Source organism: Actinomycetes bacterium (assembly GCA_036000965.1).
GTDB lineage: Bacteria > Actinomycetota > CALGFH01 > CALGFH01 > CALGFH01 > DASYUT01.
Genome location: DASYUT010000284.1, coordinates 1 through 16828, shown reverse-complemented (window position 1 = coordinate 16828; position 16828 = coordinate 1). Strand labels below are relative to the sequence as shown.

16 protein-coding genes and 1 tRNA gene are annotated in these 16828 nt (G+C 72.6%); 11 read left to right on the top strand and 6 right to left on the bottom strand.

All coding sequences use genetic code 11. The features are described 5' to 3' along the window. Positions 1-3: 3 nt before the first annotated feature. A tRNA-Tyr gene (locus tag VG276_24740) sits at positions 4-85 on the bottom strand. A 414-nt stretch (positions 86-499) separates the two neighbouring features. Here VG276_24740 and VG276_24735 point away from each other — a divergent pair. Further along, a complete protein-coding gene (locus VG276_24735; protein ID HEV8652505.1) occupies positions 500-631 on the top strand; it encodes a hypothetical protein in 132 nt (43 codons plus the stop codon). Between the two features lie 207 nt (positions 632-838). Here VG276_24735 and VG276_24730 read toward each other — a convergent pair whose 3' ends face one another. Then, positions 839-1372 carry a GNAT family protein gene (locus VG276_24730; GenBank protein HEV8652504.1) on the bottom strand — a complete coding sequence of 178 codons (534 nt, stop codon included), beginning with the start codon at positions 1370-1372 and terminating at the stop codon, positions 839-841. 179 nt (positions 1373-1551) lie between these two features. Between VG276_24730 and VG276_24725 the strand changes: the two genes are divergently transcribed. The 5 genes from VG276_24725 (at position 1552) to VG276_24705 (ending at position 7687) form a co-directional block, all read left to right on the top strand. Then, on the top strand, positions 1552-2877 hold the full coding sequence (locus VG276_24725; GenBank protein HEV8652503.1) for an ammonium transporter: 1326 nt from the start codon (positions 1552-1554) through the stop codon (positions 2875-2877). Next, positions 2877-3215, top strand: coding sequence for a P-II family nitrogen regulator (locus VG276_24720; protein ID HEV8652502.1), 339 nt, complete (start codon positions 2877-2879; stop codon positions 3213-3215). Before VG276_24725 ends, VG276_24720 begins: the two co-directional genes overlap by 1 nt. Continuing rightward, positions 3205-5664: a [protein-PII] uridylyltransferase gene (gene glnD, locus VG276_24715; GenBank protein HEV8652501.1), complete on the top strand. Its 2460-nt coding sequence runs from the start codon at positions 3205-3207 to the stop codon at positions 5662-5664. The genes VG276_24720 and glnD overlap by 11 nt, the downstream gene beginning before the upstream one ends. Positions 5665-6039: 375 nt before the next feature. Beyond that, positions 6040-6417 carry a YciI family protein gene (locus VG276_24710; protein HEV8652500.1) on the top strand — a complete coding sequence of 126 codons (378 nt, stop codon included), beginning with the start codon at positions 6040-6042 and terminating at the stop codon, positions 6415-6417. Between the two features lie 16 nt (positions 6418-6433). Further along, positions 6434-7687, top strand: a complete 1254-nt coding sequence (locus VG276_24705; GenBank protein ID HEV8652499.1) for a sigma-70 family RNA polymerase sigma factor — start codon at positions 6434-6436, stop codon at positions 7685-7687. A gap of 36 nt (positions 7688-7723) precedes the next feature. On the opposite strand, the gene VG276_24700 is transcribed toward VG276_24705, so the two are convergent. Both VG276_24700 and VG276_24695 read right to left on the bottom strand, forming a co-directional pair. Further along, entirely contained in the window at positions 7724-8209 is a 486-nt protein-coding gene (locus VG276_24700) for a hypothetical protein (GenBank protein HEV8652498.1), read from the bottom strand. Continuing rightward, positions 8202-8795 carry a TlpA disulfide reductase family protein gene (locus VG276_24695; GenBank protein HEV8652497.1) on the bottom strand — a complete coding sequence of 198 codons (594 nt, stop codon included), beginning with the start codon at positions 8793-8795 and terminating at the stop codon, positions 8202-8204. Before VG276_24695 ends, VG276_24700 begins: the two co-directional genes overlap by 8 nt. 206 nt (positions 8796-9001) lie before the next feature. Here VG276_24695 and VG276_24690 point away from each other — a divergent pair, with 206 nt between their 5' ends. From VG276_24690 to VG276_24680, 3 genes are all read left to right on the top strand, one after another. Further along, positions 9002-9289, top strand: coding sequence for a hypothetical protein (locus VG276_24690; GenBank protein HEV8652496.1), 288 nt, complete (start codon positions 9002-9004; stop codon positions 9287-9289). A 177-nt stretch (positions 9290-9466) separates the two neighbouring features. After that, on the top strand, positions 9467-10966 hold the full coding sequence (locus VG276_24685; protein ID HEV8652495.1) for a potassium/proton antiporter: 1500 nt from the start codon (positions 9467-9469) through the stop codon (positions 10964-10966). Positions 10967-11212: 246 nt separating this feature from the next. Beyond that, positions 11213-13168 carry an amino acid transporter gene (locus VG276_24680; GenBank protein HEV8652494.1) on the top strand — a complete coding sequence of 652 codons (1956 nt, stop codon included), beginning with the start codon at positions 11213-11215 and terminating at the stop codon, positions 13166-13168. 212 nt (positions 13169-13380) lie between these two features. Here the strand turns inward: VG276_24680 and VG276_24675 are convergent, their stop codons facing one another. Together VG276_24675 and VG276_24670 are read right to left on the bottom strand one after the other, a co-directional pair. After that, positions 13381-13686, bottom strand: a complete 306-nt coding sequence (locus tag VG276_24675) for a zf-TFIIB domain-containing protein (GenBank protein ID HEV8652493.1) — start codon at positions 13684-13686, stop codon at positions 13381-13383. Positions 13687-13912: 226 nt separating this feature from the next. Continuing rightward, a complete protein-coding gene (locus VG276_24670; GenBank protein HEV8652492.1) occupies positions 13913-14770 on the bottom strand; it encodes a zinc metalloprotease HtpX in 858 nt (285 codons plus the stop codon). A gap of 411 nt (positions 14771-15181) precedes the next feature. Between VG276_24670 and VG276_24665 the strand changes: the two genes are divergently transcribed. Next, a complete protein-coding gene (locus tag VG276_24665; GenBank protein ID HEV8652491.1) occupies positions 15182-16072 on the top strand; it encodes an ATP-binding cassette domain-containing protein in 891 nt (296 codons plus the stop codon). Positions 16073-16174: 102 nt separating this feature from the next. Continuing rightward, positions 16175-16828: ABC transporter permease (locus VG276_24660; protein ID HEV8652490.1), on the top strand; the 654-nt coding region annotated here is incomplete at its 3' end.

The window sequence follows — 16828 nt, the reverse complement described above, 5'->3', positions numbered from 1 at the left end:
GTGTGGCAGGGACAGGATTCGAACCTGTGAAGGCATTGCCGGCGATTTTACAGACCGCTCCCTTTGGCCGCTCGGGCACCCTGCCACGGCCGGTCGGCTGGTCGCCCGGCGACGCGGACGACCACACGGACCGCGGCGGATGATACCGACAACCACCAGCACCCCACAACCGTTCACCCGACCTTGACCCCTAAAGCGGAGCAGGGTGCCGGGGATGATGAGACGCGCCTCGCCGGCGACGACGCCCAGGACGACGAGCCTACAAGCGGAGCAGGGTGCCGGGGGATGGGGGATGGGGAGACTGCTGCCACCCGGGCGGCCGGCGCCTCCCCGTCGCGACGCGGCTGCTCTGCGGATTTCCTGCGGCGTATCTGCGTCTTCCTGCGTATTCGGTCCTGTCTGCGTTGCTGCGACAATTTGGTCCCGCGTTCTTCCCCGGATCGACCGGGCGGCCAGCGCCACTGCTCGCCCGGGGTGCGTCGCCCAGGAGGCACACGAAATGATCCCGAGCATCGTCATCGCGCTCGTGCTGGCAGCCGGCATCGGGGTCAGGCTGGCGCTCGGCGCGGCGGCCGCCTCGCCAGCGCGGTACGACGACGTGTACGAGCGCGCCCGGCGCCGCCCGCGGTAACGGCGGCAGCCGGGCGGTCGCGACCGCGCAGGTCCCGGGCCGCAGAGCCTGAGGAGGGTCACCGACAGCATCGCCGCGGGCCCGAGGGCGATCCCCATCTGGCGAGGGGCTGAGGGAGTCCCCATCTGGCGAGGGGCTGAGGTAGCCCTCGCGCAGCCAGGACTTGATCGCCGACCAGACCGCGAAGACGCCGAAGCAGAACCCCGGTCAGACGGCGGCGTCCCACTCGTGGCGGAACAGGCCCATGTGGACGAGGTCGCCGTAGCGGCCGTCGACCCAGACCTGCTCGCGCTGGCGAGCCTCTTCGACGAAGCCGAGCCGCTGGTAGGTGCGGATGGCCCGCTGGTTGACGGCTTGCACGTCGAGGGTGACCTTGCGCTGGTTGCGGACGCGGAAGGCGTAGTCGAGCAGGATGCTGAGCGCCTCGCGCCCGTAGCCGCCACCCCAGTAGGCGCGGTCGCCGACCCAGATGCCGAACGAGCAGGTCTGGGCCGTGCGGTCGAAGTCGCGGAGGTTGCAGGCGCCGATGAGCTTGCCGTCGGCCTCGATCGCGAACTCGTCGCGGTCGTCGGCGCCGGCCGTGATCGTGTCGAGCTCGGCCTGGACGCGCGCGAGCGACCAGGGCCTGGGCGGGGTGTCGTCGCCGAGGACGTGCAGCTCGGCGTCGTTCTTGAACTCCCACATGCGGTGGGCGTCCTCCCGTTCGAGCGGGCGGAGGCGTACCCGCTCACCGACCAGCACGGATGGGCTCCTTCCTGCCTGTGGTGGCTCGGGCGGGAGCATGGGGCATCGGGGCCGGCGTGGGAAGCGGGTTTCGAAGCGGCGGACGGATTTACGGTGGTTCAACGGCCAGGAAACACGTCGGAAACATCGGTCGGGTACCCCTTACGAGCACGGACGGCAAGTGAGGAGGCGCATCTGTGAACAGCGGGGATACCGCTTTCGTCCTGATCTCGGCGGGCCTGGTCATGTTCATGACCCCAGGGCTCGCCCTGTTCTACGGTGGCATGGTGCGGGCCAAGAACGTGCTCGGCACGGTGATGCAGAGCATGTTCGCGCTCGGGCTGGTGAGCGTGTTGTGGGTGCTGGTCGGGTACAGCCTGGCGTTCGGCCCGGACAAGGGCCACCTGATCGGCGGGCTCGACTACCTCGGCTTCGCCGGGGTCGGCCAGGAGCCCAACGCCGACCTGGCCCCGACCATCCCGCATCTCGCCTATGCCGCGTTCCAGCTGATGTTCGCGGTCATCACCCCGGCCCTGATCACGGGTGCGTTCGCCGAGCGGATGAAGTTCTCCGGGTACGTGGCGTTCACCAGCCTGTGGCTCCTGCTGATCTACGCGCCGCTGGCCCACTGGGTGTGGGCGCCGGGCGGCTGGATCCGGGAGCTCGGGGCGCTGGACTTCGCCGGCGGCACGGTGGTGCACATGAACTCGGGGGTGGCGGCGCTGGCGGCGGCGCTGGTCATCGGCAGGCGCAAGGGGTTCGGGACCCAGGCCTACGTGCCCCACAACCTGCCGTTGACCATCCTGGGTGCCGGGATCCTGTGGTTCGGGTGGTTCGGCTTCAACGCGGGCAGCGCCCTGGCCGCCAACGGGCTGGCCGCCTCCGCGTTCATCGCCACCAACACCGCGGCCGCCGCCGGTGCGGTCGGGTGGGCCTTGTACGACGCGCTGACCAGGCGGAAGTCGACCACCCTCGGGGTCGCCTCCGGTGCGGTGGCCGGGCTGGTGGCGATCACGCCTGCGGCCGGCTTCGTGGGTCCGATGGCGTCGATCGCGATCGGGCTGGCCGCGGGTCTGGTCTGCGCGTTCGCGGTGGGCCTGAAGTTCCGGCTCGGCTACGACGACGCGCTCGACGTGGTCGGGGTGCACATGGTCGGGGGGATGCTCGGCGCCCTGCTGATCGGGGTGTTCGGCAACGCCGCGTTCAACCCGGCTGGTGCCGACGGGCTGCTCGCCGGCGGCGGTCTGGCCCTGCTCGGCAAGCAGGCGGTCGCCGCAGCGACCACGCTGGTCTTCTCGTTCGTGGGCAGCTTCGTGCTGCTGAAGCTGGTGCAGGCCACGGTCGGGCTGCGGGTGACCGCGGAGGAGGAGGCGACTGGCCTGGACCTCGCCCAGCACGCCGAGGCCGGCTACGCGTTCTCGGAGGGCGCGGGCGGTGTCGCCCCGCACGCCGGGCACGGCGCGCCGGCGGCCGCCCCCGCACCGGGCCCACCGGTGCGCGTCCCCCAAGGAGACTCGGCCTGATGAAGCTGGTCGTCGCGATCGTCAAACCGTTCAAGCTGGACGAGGTGAAGGAGGCGCTGGAGGGCGTCGGCATCCAGGGGATGAGCGTCTCGGAGGTGCGCGGGTTCGGCCGCCAGCGCGGCCACACCGAGGTCTACCGGGGTGCGGAGTACCAGGTGGAGTTCCTGCCGAAGACGCGCATCGAGATCGTGGTGGACGACGACCAGGCCGACGACGTGGTCAAGGCCATCGTGGCCGGGGCCCGCACGGGCTCGATCGGCGACGGCAAGGTGTGGGTGGTGCCGGTCGAGCAGGTCGTGCGGATCCGTACCGGTGAGATGGGGGTGGATGCTCTCTGACGTTCGCACCGCGAGCGCGCTGAAGCTCGCGGACGGAGGCGCGCCGGCCCGCCGGCGCGCCTCCGCCGTGGACGGCGCGCTCCGCGACCTCGCCGAGGCGGCACCGGCCGCCCTGGCCGGGACGACGGTGATCGCGGTGGGCGGCTACGGGCGGGGGGAGCTCTCCCCCCACTCCGACGTGGACCTGCTGGTGCTGGCCAGGTCCCGGTCCGGCCCCGGGCCCGAGGCGGTGCGCGCCCTGCTCTACCCACTGTGGGATGCAGGGTTCCAGGTGGGGCACGCCGTGCTGACACCAAAGGACGCCGTGGAACGGGCCGGGGGCGACCTGGACGCGGCCACCGCGCTGCTCTCGGCCCGGTTGGTGGCCGGGAACCCGACCGGCTTCGAGGAGCTGGCCGGGCGGCGGCGGCGCTGGCTGGCCCGGAACGGGCGGCGGCTGGTGCGGCGGATCCTGGACGCGACCACGGCCAGGCACCGGCGGGCGGACCGGGCCGGCTGGGCGCTCGCGCCTGACCTCAAGGACGACGTGGGCGGCCTCCGGGACCTCCACGCGCTCGGCTGGCTGGCCGCAGTCGCGGGCCGGCCGGCTGGCGACCCCGAGCTGGACACGGCCGGGGAGCTGCTGCTGGCGGTGCGTGAGGCGCTCCACGCCCAGTCCAGGCGGAAGCTGGACCGGCTCCGGATCGACCTGCAGCCGGCGGTGGCCCGGCATCTCGGGCTGGCCGGGGGGGATGCCGCGGACGCGCTCATGGCCGAGGTGCACACCGCGGCCCGCATCGTGGAGCACGAGACGGCTGCCCGGGCCGGGAAGCTGGTCGAGCTGCTGGTCGGCGGCCCCCGCCGCTCGGGCGCGGTCCGTGCACTGGGCCAGGGCGTCCGGATCGAGGACGGCATGCTCGTCACCGACGCGCGGCCCGACGCCGACGAGCCGGCCCGGGCGTTGCACCTGCTGGCGGCGAAGGCGGCCGTGGACCGGCCGGTCGCCCCGGCCACCCGGTCGTGGCTGCGGCACGCGTTCGACCGGCCCGCGCCGGCACGCTGGACCCCTGCGGCCCGCGACGCCTTCCTGGCGCTGCTGGCCGGGCCGGACGCCGCGTCAGCCTGCGAGCTGCTCGACCACGTCGGTGGCTGGTCCGCGCTGCTGCCCGAGTGGGCCGGGGTGCGGGGCCGGGCCCAGCACGACCCCTACCATCGCTACACGGTGGACGGGCACTCGTTCGCGACCCTGGGCACGCTCACCCGGCTGCGGGCGGCCGACCCGGGCGTCCGGCTGGCCACCGAGGAGGCCGGCGACCTCGGCACGCTGTACCTGGCCGCCCTGCTCCACGACGTCGGCAAGGGCTCCGGCGAGGACCACAGCGTGGCAGGGGAACGGCTGGCCCACCGGGCAGCCACCCGGATCGGGCTCCGGCCTGACCAGGTCGAGGAGGTCGCCGCCCTGGTCAGGTGGCATCTGCTACTGGTGGAAACGGCCACCAGGCGCGACCTGGACGACCCGGCGGTGGTCGGCGCGGTCGCCGGTCGGGTCGGCAGCGCGCGCCGCCTGCGGCTGCTGTACGCGCTGACCGTGGCCGACGGGCTCGCCACCGGGCCGCACGCCTGGGGCGACTGGAAGGCGTCGCTGGTCCGCGAGCTGTACGGCCGGGTCGACCAGGCGCTGGCGGGCGGGCAGACCGGTCGGGGGGCGCGCGACGGCCAGGACAGGCTCGCGGCGCTGGCCCGCGCGGTCGGGGCGCGCGAGCCGGCCCTGGCCGAGCGGGCCGAGCGGCTGTTGGCCACGTTCCCACCGTCCTACCTGGCCTCGACCCCGCTCGAGGAGATGGTCGACGAGCTGCGCCTGCTGCTGGCGCCGCCGGCCGCGGGCGAGGTCCGCCACCGCATCGACCGGGACGCCGGGGGCGGCCTGGCCGCAGTGACCGTGTGCGCCCTGGACCGCCCGGGCACGCTGGCCCGGACGGCGGGCGTGCTCGCCCTGCACCGCGTGTCGGTCAGGCAGGCGTGGGCGTGGTCGACCACGGGCGGGCTGGCGCTTGAGCGCTTCCTGGTCCAGCCGCCCGACGCACCACGCTGGGAGCGCCTGGCCGCAGACCTCGAGGCCGCCTACGCCGGGCGGCTGGCCGTGGAGGCGAGGCTCGAGCGCAAGGCGCGCGACTACCGCGCCGCGCTCCCCGCCCCGCCCGAGGTGCGGGTGCTGCCCGACGCGTCGGAGCATTCGACGGTCGTGGAGGTGCGCGCCAGCGACGCGCTCGGGCTGCTGTACGCGGTGACCGCCGCCCTCAGCGACCTCGGCCTGGACATCCGGGTCGCCAAGATCGACACCCAGGGTGAGCGGGTGGTGGACGCCTTCTACGTGCGCACGCCCTGGGACACCAAGCTGGGCGAGGCGCACGCCGCCGAGGTGCTGCTCGCCGTCGCCCACCGGACCGCCCGCTTCTTCGGCACCGGCTGAGCCGTCCGGTCCGGGGCAGGGCACTGCTTGGCGAAGGCGAAGGCCTGACGGGTCTCGACGGGTCAAGCCGACATGCCGACATGCCGATTCCTCCAGGGTCCGTTCGTCCGGGTCGGGTTTGGATAGGGTAGGGACGGTGAGCGGCGCCAGCCCGAGCGGACGACCCTCGGCCGACCGGACCTGCCTGCCGAGCAGACCGGCTTGCCGAGCAGACCAGCCTGCCGACCGGACCGGCTTGCCGAGCGGACCGGCTTGCCGAGCGGGAACCCAGACGGTGCTCGAGAAGTCTTTGTGAGATGGTGGTCGGCCTGTCGATTCGGGCGAGGGGTGTTCGTCGGGACAGTGTCAGAGCACACCGAGGCCAAGGAGGCCACGATGGCGAAGTACATGCTGCTCATCTACGGTGACGAGTCCGGCTTCGCGGACCCCACACCTGAGCAGTGGGACTGGATGATGAAGGCCCACGGGGAGTTCGCGCAGGGCGTGGCAGCCCAGGGCGGCCAGATCCTCGCGGGCGACGCCCTGGAGCCCACGGCGACGGCCACCTCGGTCCGCAACGGCGCCGCAGGCGGCCAGGCCGTGACCGACGGTCCGTTCGTGGAGACCAAGGAGGCCCTGGGCGGCTTCTACCTCATCGAGGCGGCCGACCTCGACCAGGCCCTCGCCTTCGCCAAGCAGTGCCCTGCCCCGGGTGGCGGGATCGAGCTCCGGCCGGTCATGGACACCTCTGGGGCCACGCCGCCGGGGGCGTGAGCGAGGCCCCGTCGGTGTGACCGGCGTCGAGGTCCGCCGGGCGCTGGCCGAGGCGCACCGTCGCGAGTGGGCGTTCGTGGTCGCCGCGACGGTGCGCGTGACCGGCGACCTCGACGCCGCCGAGGAGTGCGTCCAAGACGCCTTCGTCGCCGCGCTTGCGACCTGGGCGGAGCGTGGCGTCCCCGCCAACCCTGGCGCCTGGCTGACCGCCACCGCGCGGCACCGGGCTGTGGACGTGCTGCGTCGCGCCCAGACGCTGCGCCGCAAGCTGCCGCTGCTGGTCGGCACCGAGCAGGCAGCGCCCGACCCAGCCGACGGCGAGGAGGCGAGCATGATCGGTGACGACCGGCTGCGGCTGGTGTTCACCTGCTGCCACCCGGCGCTGGCGCGCGAGGCGCAGGTCGCGCTGACCCTGCGGCTGGTGTGCGGGCTGACCACCGCCGAGATCGCCCGGGCGTTCCTGGTCAGCGAGCCCACCATGGCGGCCCGCATCACCCGGGCCAAGCACAAGATCGCCGCGGCCCGCATCCCCTACCGGGTCCCTCCGGCCCATGAGCTGCCGGACCGGCTGGACGCGGTGCTGACGGTCGTCCACCTGCTCTACACCACCGGCCATACCGCGCCGCGGGGCGACGCGCTGGTGCGGGCCGACCTGGTCGAGCGCGCCCTCGACCTGGGCCGGATGCTGCACGCCCTCATGCCCGACGAGCGGGAGGTCCGCGGGCTGCTCGCGCTGCTGCTGCTCACCGACGCGCGTCGCGCGACGCGCACCGGCGCCGACGGCCGACTGCTGCTGCTCGAAGAACAGGACCGCTCGTGCTGGGACAAGCAGGCCATCACCGAGGGCCGCGAGCTGGTCCTCGGCGCCTTGCGCCGGGGCCGTCCGGGCCGCTTCGCCCTGCAGGCGTCGATCGCCGCTGTCCACGCAGAGGCCCCCACCTACGCCCAGACGGACTGGCGAGAGGTGGTCGGCCTGTACGACGCGCTGCTTGCAGTGTGGCCGTCCCCAGTCGTGGCGCTCAACCGCGCCGTCGCCGTCGCCATGATGGACGGCCCGGCGGCCGGGCTGGCCGTCCTGGACTCGGTCGCCGACGATCCACGGCTCGCGGCCTACCCCTACCTTCCGGCCACCCGTGCCGATCTGCTCCGGCGCCTCGGCCGAGCCGACGAGGCAGCGAGGGCCTACCAAGCTGCGCTCTCCCTGGCCACCAACAGGGCCGAGCGGCACTTCCTGGCCCGGCGGCTCGCCGAGGTCACCGACGCCGGCTGACCCGCTGACATGCCGCACCGCACGAGGGGCGCTCGTTCATGGGTATGCGTCCTTGCGGCATTGCCGACTTGCCACGGAGTAAGCCACGAGCAGGTCAGGGATCCTGCTGCGCCTGTTGGTGACGAGCAGCTCGATGACTTCGTCGCCCCTGGTCGCGGTCTCCAGGCAGGCCGAGGAAACCGATGACCAGACCACCACCGACGTGGAGGGGGTGGGAGACGGCTGGGTCGCCGACGAGCGCGTCGCCGGAGCGCTCACCTGCTCGCTGCCGGCCCGCGCAGACCCCAGGGCGAAGCCGAGCACCAACCCGACCGCAAGGGTCACCGCCGGGGCGAGAAGCAGCCATGCCCACAGCGCCCGCCGTGGCCCCTTGAACGGGGTGGCCGGCTGCGGCTCCCCACAGGCCGCCGGTGACGCCGTCGCCGATGCCAGCTCAGGCTGGTCCTGCTCGAACAGCGACCCGAGCTGCCGCCGGACGGGGCCGGTCTCCTCCGAGGCGGCCTGGTCGACCAGGTCACTCACCGGCCAGGTAGGTCAGGGCGGTGCGGAGGGTTCCGCCCGTGGTCCCGCCGTCGAAGCGCTCGGCGACCCGGCCCTGCTTGTCGACCAGCACCGTGACCGGCTGGTATGGCACACGCCAGCGGGCCCACGTCCGGCCGGACGCGTCGTTGGCGAGCGGGTAGGGGACGGCGAAGCGGCCCTGGTAGGCGCGGCCGGCGGCCACGGTGTCATGGTAGGAGACGCCGACGAAACCGACCCGGCCGGCGAACTCCTTGGCCACCTGCGACAGGTCGGGCTGCTCGACCCGGCAGATCCCGCACCAGGACTCGAAGAAGCTCACCACCACGGGCCGCCCTCGGAAGCCGTCCAGCGTGACCGTGCGGCCGTCGAAGGCGGTCACCCGCAGGGCGGGGGCCGGCGGGCGCCGGGCCGCCGGCGTGATCCCGTGCGGCAGGGGCCTGGCCGGGCCCGTCGGGGCGGTGGCGGCCCGGGCGGCAGCCGTGGTGGCGGGGGCCGCGGCTGCCGGCCGCCCCGCGCCGTCCTGTGGCGCGGCGCAGGCGCCCACGGCCAGGGCGAGGAAGGCAAGCAGGACGCACCGGATGCGCATGGCGGGCGATTCTACCCGGCTGTTACGGCGATCTCCGAAACGCCCTGATCGCGTGGCGCCTTCGTGGCAGTTACCAGCTCCCCTTGCCTGCGAGGGGTGCTGCTCGCGGCGGAGGGCCGCGGCCGCCACTGTCATGGAGCCGATCGTGGAGCCGATGCTGCATCTGGGGCAGGATGGCACACCCACCGAGCTGAGAGGCTGAGCACATGGACGAGCACACCGCCAAGGTCAGCGAGTTGCTCCACGAGGCGGCCGAGACCCATCACCGCGTCTTCCGGATCACCGGCGGCGCCGATGACGACTGGGCGTCGTGGTACTCGCAGTGGCTGGTCACCCTGTCGGAGCTGCCCGGCCTGCTCGGCGGCAAGGTGGTCCGCAGCGAGCTGACCTACCTGCTGGTGCGCCTGGACAAGGCGTACACCGGGCGCCACCCGGACGAGCGCTGGGAGGACTTCTACGCCCGCGAGCTGGTGCGCCACTTCGGCGCAAGCTGAGGGTTGGGGCTGTCAGGTGCGGCGCGGTCCGGGCTGGCTCTGCGTCCGGCATCGGGCGTGCGCCCAGCCGGTGGGAGATGACTCGCTGCTCCACGCTCGCATGCAGCTCGTCCCGCCATGGGCCCACCAGACGCGTGGTCTCCGGCAGGTCCTGCCTGCCGGAGCGGCGGCGCGCCCATGAGCGACGTGGAGGACTTCGCGCTGCTCGTGCTGGCCGCCGCCGCCGCCATCACGGCGGCGGTGCTGTCCAGCCCGATCAGCGAGCGAATCCGGGTCCCCGCCCCCGCGATCTTCCTGCTCGCCGCCGCGCTGGCCTCCGACGTCGTGCCAGCGCTGGGCCAGCTGTCGGTCACCACGGTCCAGCGGGTGGTGACCGTGGCGCTTGCGATCATCCTGTTCGACGGCGGGATGCACATTGGCTGGCAGCGGTTCCGGGAGGCAGCAGGCCCGGTGATCTGGGTCGGCGTGGCCGGCACGTTCGTCACCGCCGCGGCGCTGGCGGTCCTCGCCCACGCGCTGTTCGGTCTGGACTGGTGGCCGGCGCTGCTGCTGGGCACAGCGCTGGCCCCGACCGACCCGGTGGTGGTGTTCTCGGTGCTCGGCCGACGGGAGGTCGCCGGGCGCAGCGGCACCATCCTGGAAGGGGAGTCCGGCGCCAACGACCCGGTCGGCATCGCGCTCATGGCCAGCCTGCTGACCGCTGGCCAGACCGCGGGCCTGGACGCGGCGGGCAGCATCGCGGGCGAGTTCCTGCTGCAGCTAGCGGTCGGCGCGGCGGTCGGGGTGGCCGGTGGGGCGCTGCTGGTGGGGTTCATGCGCCGGGTGCCGCTACCCAGCGAGGGCCTGTACCCGCTTCGCGTGCTCGCCGCCGCCATGGTGATCTACGGCGCGGCGACCGTCGCCCACGGCTCCGGCTTTCTGGCCGTGTTCATCGCCGGCATCCTGGCCGGGGACGCACGCGCCCCCTACAAGGGTGAGATCGAGCGGTTCCACGCCGCCCTGGCCAGCCTGGCCGAGATCGTGGCCTTCATCGTGCTCGGCCTCACCGTGGGCCTGCACACCCTGCCCGACGGTGGCGCGTGGCGCATCGGCCTTGCCCTGGCGGTGCTGCTGACCTTCGTGGTCCGCCCGCTGCTGGTCGGGCTGCTGCTGCTGCCGGTCCGGCTGACCTGGGGGGAGCGGCTGTTCGTGCTGTGGGCCGGGCTCAAGGGTGCGGTCCCGATCCTGCTCGGCACCTTCCTGCTCGCCGCCGGCGTGCCCGACGCGTCCCGGCTGTACGCCGTCGTCTTCGTGGTCGTGGCCTTCTCGGTCGTCGTGCAGGGCGGCCTTGTGCCTGCCGTGGCGGCCCGGCTCGGTGTGCCGATGCGTATCGTGGAACCCGAACCGTGGAGCCTGGGCGTGCGGTTTCGCCACGAGCCACGCGGGCTGCGCCGCCACGTCGTGGCGGCTGGCTCCCCGGCCGACGGCTGCATGATCGGCGACCTCGACCTCGGCGAAGACGTGTGGATCAGCCTCGTGATCCGCCACGGCCAGCTCGTCCCCGTCCAGGGCTCCACCGCGCTGCGCGCCGGCGACGAGATCCTCGCGCTGACCGACCCCCAGCGGGCCCCAGATCTCGCGCCGCTCTTCACGGCCCCCAGGCCAGGCACCCGCGACGCCGACCCCACACCGTCCTGACGGGCGCGCCGGCACGCCTGCCATCCACCGAGGAGTGAGGCCCGTCCCATGGTCGCCCACCCTCTTGCCAGCGGCCGCGCCGCAGCATGGGGACGGCCAGAGCTGAGTGCCGGCAGATGGGCTCGTGGGCCCGTGACCGGGCCACCCTGAACCATATGATGGCCAGAGGATGGCCGGACCTTCGACGCTGCGAGGCGACGGTGGCCGGGCATCGGGTGATGCAAGCGTTGGACGCGGGAGGGGTATGTGGCCACGACGACGGGCGTTGCGAGCCCCCGGCTGGCTGCCCGCTTCAGGAGCTGGCTCCTGGAGGGCCTCACCGACCAGGCCAAGCAGATGGAGGGCCCGCACGGGGGGGCGACCGGGCGCCATCAGCATTCCTGGTGGAAGGTCATGTGCCTCACCGGGGTGGACTACTTCTCGACGCTGGGCTACCAGCCGGGAATCGCTGCCCTGGCCGCTGGCGTGCTCTCGCCCATCGCCACGATCCTGCTGGTCCTGCTCACGCTGTTCGGCGCGCTCCCGATCTACCGCCGCGTCGCCGAGGAGAGCCCCCATGGTGAGGGCTCGATCGCGATGCTCGAGCGGCTGCTGTCGTGGTGGCAGGCCAAGCTGTTCGTGCTGGTGCTGCTCGGCTTCGTGGCCACCGACTTCGTCATCACCATCACGCTCTCGGCAGCGGACGCCACCGCGCACGTCCTTGAGAACCCGCTCATGCCGAGCTTCCTCGAGGGCCACCGGGTCGCCGTCACACTGCTCCTGATCGGGCTGCTGGGCGGGATCTTCCTCAGGGGCTTCAGGGAGGCGATCGGGATCGCGGTCGGTCTCGTCGCCACCTACCTGGCGCTCAACCTGGTCGTGGTGGTCGTCGCCCTGCAGCACGTGTTGGAGAACCCGCAGGTCGTGGTCGACTGGCGGCACCTGCTGACCACCAGCTACAGCAGCCCGCTGGCGATGATCGCGGTGGCGCTCATCGTCTTCCCGAAGCTTGCACTCGGCCTGTCGGGCTTTGAGACCGGCGTGGCCGTGATGCCCCTGGTGCGTGGCGCGCCAACCGACACGCCCGAGCATCCCGAGGGCCGGATCCGCAACACCCGCAAGCTCCTTGTGACCGCCGCGCTGATCATGAGCGGCTTCCTGGTCACCAGCAGCTTCGCGACGACCGTGCTCATCCCCCATCGGGAGTTCGAGAAGGGCGGCCAGGCCAGCGGTCGCGCACTGGCGTACCTGGCCCACCAGTACCTGGGCAACGGCTTCGGGACCGCCTACGACCTGAGCACGATCAGCATCCTCTGGTTCGCCGGCGCCTCCGCGATGGTGGGGCTGCTGAACATCGTGCCGAGGTACCTGCCCCGCTACGGCATGGCTCCCGAGTGGACCCGTGCGGTACGCCCACTCGCGCTCGTGTTCACCTGCGTCGCCTTCGCGATCACCCTGCTGTTCCGGGCCGATGTCGAGGCGCAGGCCGGGGCGTACGCCACCGGCGTGCTGGTGCTGATGTCCTCAGCGGCCATCGCGGTGACGCTGTCGGCCCGGCGCCGTGGCCGCCGCTCCGCCGTGATCGCGTTCGGCCTGGTCACGCTCGCCTTTGCCTACACCACGGTCGCGAACGTCCTCGAGCGACCAGAGGGTATCCGCATCGCGTCCTTCTTCGTCGTCGTGATCGTCACCACCTCGATCATCTCCAGGGCGACGCGGGCCACCGAGCTGCGCGTGACCGAGGTGCGCATGGACGCGGCCGCCCGCTGCTTCGTCGACCAGGCGGCCACGGGCGAAATCAGCATCATCGCCAACGAGCCCGACGCCCGCGACGAGGCCGAGTACCGCGAAAAGGAGGAGCAGACGCGCGCGGCCCACCACCTCCCCGCCGACGACCCGGTCCTGTTCCTGGAGGTGACGGTGCTCGACCCCTCGGAGTTCGCCTCGGTGCTCCACGTCACCGGCGAGGAACGCTACGGCTACCGGATCCTGCGGGCCGACAGCTCCGCCGTGCCCAACGCGATCGCAGCCTTGCTGCTCTACATCCGCGACAGGACCAGCACGCTGCCCCACGCCTACTTCGAGTGGACCGAGGGCAACCCGGTCATGAACCTGCTGCGCTACCTCGTCTTCGGCGACGGTGAGGTCGCCCCTGTCACCCGGGAGGTGCTGCGGGAGGCAGAACCCAACCGCCGACGGCGCCCGTTCGTCCACGTGGCGTGAGACCCGTGCGTGAGACCCGTGGCGTGAGACCCGTCTGGCGAAGCCCGCGCACCGTGCAGGGCTTCAAAGCCGCCAGACAGAAGACGGGCCGGCGCGACCGCCGGGAGGCCCGCCGGGCCTCTACGACCCCGCGGGCGATCCCGCTCGCGCTCGGCATCGGGCGCCCTCGCGACCGCGCCCCTCCGATTCCGACCGCCAGGTTCGGCCGGCGGTCAGAAGTCGAACAGCTCGCCGAGCATCCCCTTGCGCTTCTGCTTCTTGTCGTAGGGCCGGTGCCCGTAGGACTCGTGGCCGTAGGAGCGCGACCGGTGCTCGCGGTCGTCGTCGTCGTCGTCGTAGTCGTCGTCGTGGTCGCCGTAGCCCCGCTCGCGCCTGGGCGACCAGGACGCCGAGCGCTCGATCAGCTTGTCCAGCTCCCCCCGGTCCAGCCACACCCCCCGGCATGACGGGCAGTAGTCGATCTCGACGCCTTGGCGTTCTGTCATCGTGAGCGGCGTGCGGTCGACGGGACAGTTCATTGGCATGCCTCTCTGGGTGGAGGTGGTCTGGTGGAACTCACCGGGGGGATGTCTCCCCGGCAGTCCCCGTTCGATGTGGGGGGAGCTCGCTCCCCCCACGGCCCCCCAACAGCGCCTGTGCCAACGTGCCGGGGAGCCGCGGTCCGGCAAGGTCCACGCTTCCCCCACGAGCGCCTGCCAAGGTCGCGGGCGATCCCGCCGCGGCAGCATGGGCCATGGGCCTGCTTCAGTACCGCCGCGGGTCGTAGACCATTGCTTCCAGGCGGGCGACCCGCTCGGCCGTGGGCGGGTGGGTCGAGAACATCTTGGCCAGCCCGGCGCTGCCCTTGAACGGGTTGGAGATGAACAGGTGCGCGGTTGACGGGCTGGTGGTGGCGGGCAGGGTGCCGCGCGAGTACGCGTCGATCTTGCGCAGCGCGCTGGCCAGGGCGAGCGGGTCGGCGGTGAGCTTCGCGCCCGAGGAGTCGGCGCCGAACTCCCGGCTCCGCGAGACGGCCATCTGGATCACCAGCGCGGCGATCGGCCCGAGGATGAGCAGGGCGATCTCGGCGAGCGGGTTGCGGTCGCGGTCGCCGCCCCCGAGTGGGATGAACCAGGCCAGCCGGGCCAGGAACGTGATGATCGCGCCCATTGTGGCCGCCACCGACGAGATCAGGATGTCGCGGTTCATCACGTGGGACAGCTCGTGGGCGAGCACGCCTTCCAGCTCGCGACGGTCGAGGATCGGCAGGATCCCCTGGGTGACCGCGACCGCCGCGTGCTGGGGGTTGCGGCCGGTCGCGAACGCGTTGGGCTGCCGGCTGGGCGACACGTACAGCTTGGGCATGGGGATGCTCGCCTTGACGGCAAGCCCCTGTACGATCCGGTACAGCTCGGGGAACTCTGCCTCGGTCACCGGAGCGGCCCGGGCCGCCCGGATGGCGATCTTGTCCGAGAAGAAGTAGGCCACCCCGTTCATGAGGATGGCGAAGCCGAGGGCGAGGGGCAGGAACCGCCCGCCGCCGATGGTCGAGCCGATGAACAGGACCACGGCGCTCATGGAGGCGAGCAGCAGCGTGGTCTTCAGGTAGTTGCGTCCACCCATCGGGTTTTGTTCACTCCTCGATATGGCGCTGGGGGCGCCCGCCTGCTGACATGACCCCGACCACGGCCGGGGCAGCCGGTCCGGTCGAAGTCTGGCCACCGGAGCACTCGAGCTCCGGCCTGGCCCCGGCCGCGCAGGCTGCGGCGTGCTGACGGGGCTTCGTTCAGCTACTCCCCTCGCCCGGACGCTTCTCAGGATACTCGACGCAGGTCAAGAGGGGATAAGCGCCCGTGTACCGCAGCCAGGTGGCCGACGCCGTCCCGGCCGGGTCCCACCCCAGGCGGCACAGGCCGCGCGCGACACCCTCGGAGGAGGACGTCAGGTTCCTCCCGCGGCGGGACGGCACCGACCAGCCCCGCTGCTATGGTGCAGCCGGAGTCTTGGCAGCCCGCGACAACAGGTGGGAACCACGTGCTGGAACTGAAGGGGCTGACCCGCCGCTACGGCGACCTGGTCGCCCTCGACGACCTGTCGTTCACCGTCGCCGAGGGCCAGATGTTCGGCTTCGTCGGCCCCAACGGCGCCGGCAAGACCACCGCCATGCGAATCATCCTCGGGGTCCTCGAACCCGACGCCGGCGAAGTGCGCTGGCGCGGCCGACCCATGAACGGCGAAATCCGCAAACGCGTCGGCTACATCCCCGAAGAACGTGGGCTCTATCCGAGGATGAGGGTCCGCGACCAGCTGGAGTACTTCGCCCGGTTGCACGGGCTCTCGGCCAGGGAAGCCCGCGACGCGGCCGCCTACTGGATCGAGCAGCTCGGCGTGGCACAGCGCGCCAGCGACCGGGTCGAGGCGCTGTCGCTCGGCAACCAGCAGCGGGTCCAGCTCGCCGCGGCCCTGGTCCACGATCCCGAGCTGCTCGTGCTGGACGAGCCCTTCTCGGGCCTGGACCCGGTCGGGGTCGACGTGCTCGCCGGCGTGCTCAAGGCCAAGGCGGCCGAGGGGACCCCGGTGATCTTCTCGAGCCACCAGCTCGAGCTGGTCGAGCGGCTGTGTGAGGCGGTGGCCATCATCAACAAGGGGCGGCTGGTCGCCACCGGCGGGGTCGCCGGGCTGCGCGCGGCCGGACGCCGCCGGCGCCTGCAGGTCGACGTGGCCGGCGCCCCGGCCGACTGGGCGACCGGCGTGCCGGGGATGACCGTGGTCGACAAGTCCAACGGCCGGGTGCTGCGCGAACTGGACGACGACGGCGACGAGCAGCAGGTCCTCGACGCCGCTCGTGCCGCGGGCCGGGTCACCCACTTCAGCGCGGTCGAGCCGTCCCTGGCCGACCTGTTCAGGCAGGCGGTGCAGGCCTGAAGGACGCCGGGCGAGCAGTAGATGACGAGACGTCCTGGGTGACCGACATGCCCGAGGTGACCGTGATCGGCACGACTGAACTGTTCAGGGAGGTAGTGTGACATGACCCGCTTCGACGGCGTGCGCCTGGTCGCGCGGCGGGAGCTGGTCGAGCGCACACGCGACCGGTCGTTCCTGATCTCGACCCTGGTGACGCTGGCCATCCTCTGCGCGTTCATCGTGGTACCCAAGCTGCTCGGCTCGGGCAGGACCCCGACCTACGACATCGGGCTGGTCGGGGCGGAGTCGCAGCGGCTCTCCCGGGCCCTCCAGGAGCAGGCACCCCTGGCGGGCGTGAAGGTCAAGCTGCACCGGCCGGCCGACCTGGCCGCCGCCGAGGCGGCCCTGCGCGACGAGAAGCTCGACGCCGTGATCGTCGACGGCAGGCAGGTCGTGACCAAGGACGACCCCGACACCGAGCTCGAGGTGCTCGTCCAGTCGGCCTCACGGGTCGCCCGCGCCCAGGCCGCGCTGGCCGGGACCGACCTGAACCCGGCGCAGATCCAGTCGGTGCTGGCGCCGGCGCCGCTGCCGGTGCAGGCGCTCGAGCCGAGCAGCCCCGAGAACCGGGCTCGGGAGGCCATCGCCTTCACCGCCGTGTTCCTGCTCTACGGGCAGATCATCGGCTACGGCATCGCGGTCGCCTCCGGGGTGGTGGAGGAGAAGGCCACCCGGGTCGTGGAGGTGCTGCTCGCGGCCGTGCGCCCGGTGCAGCTC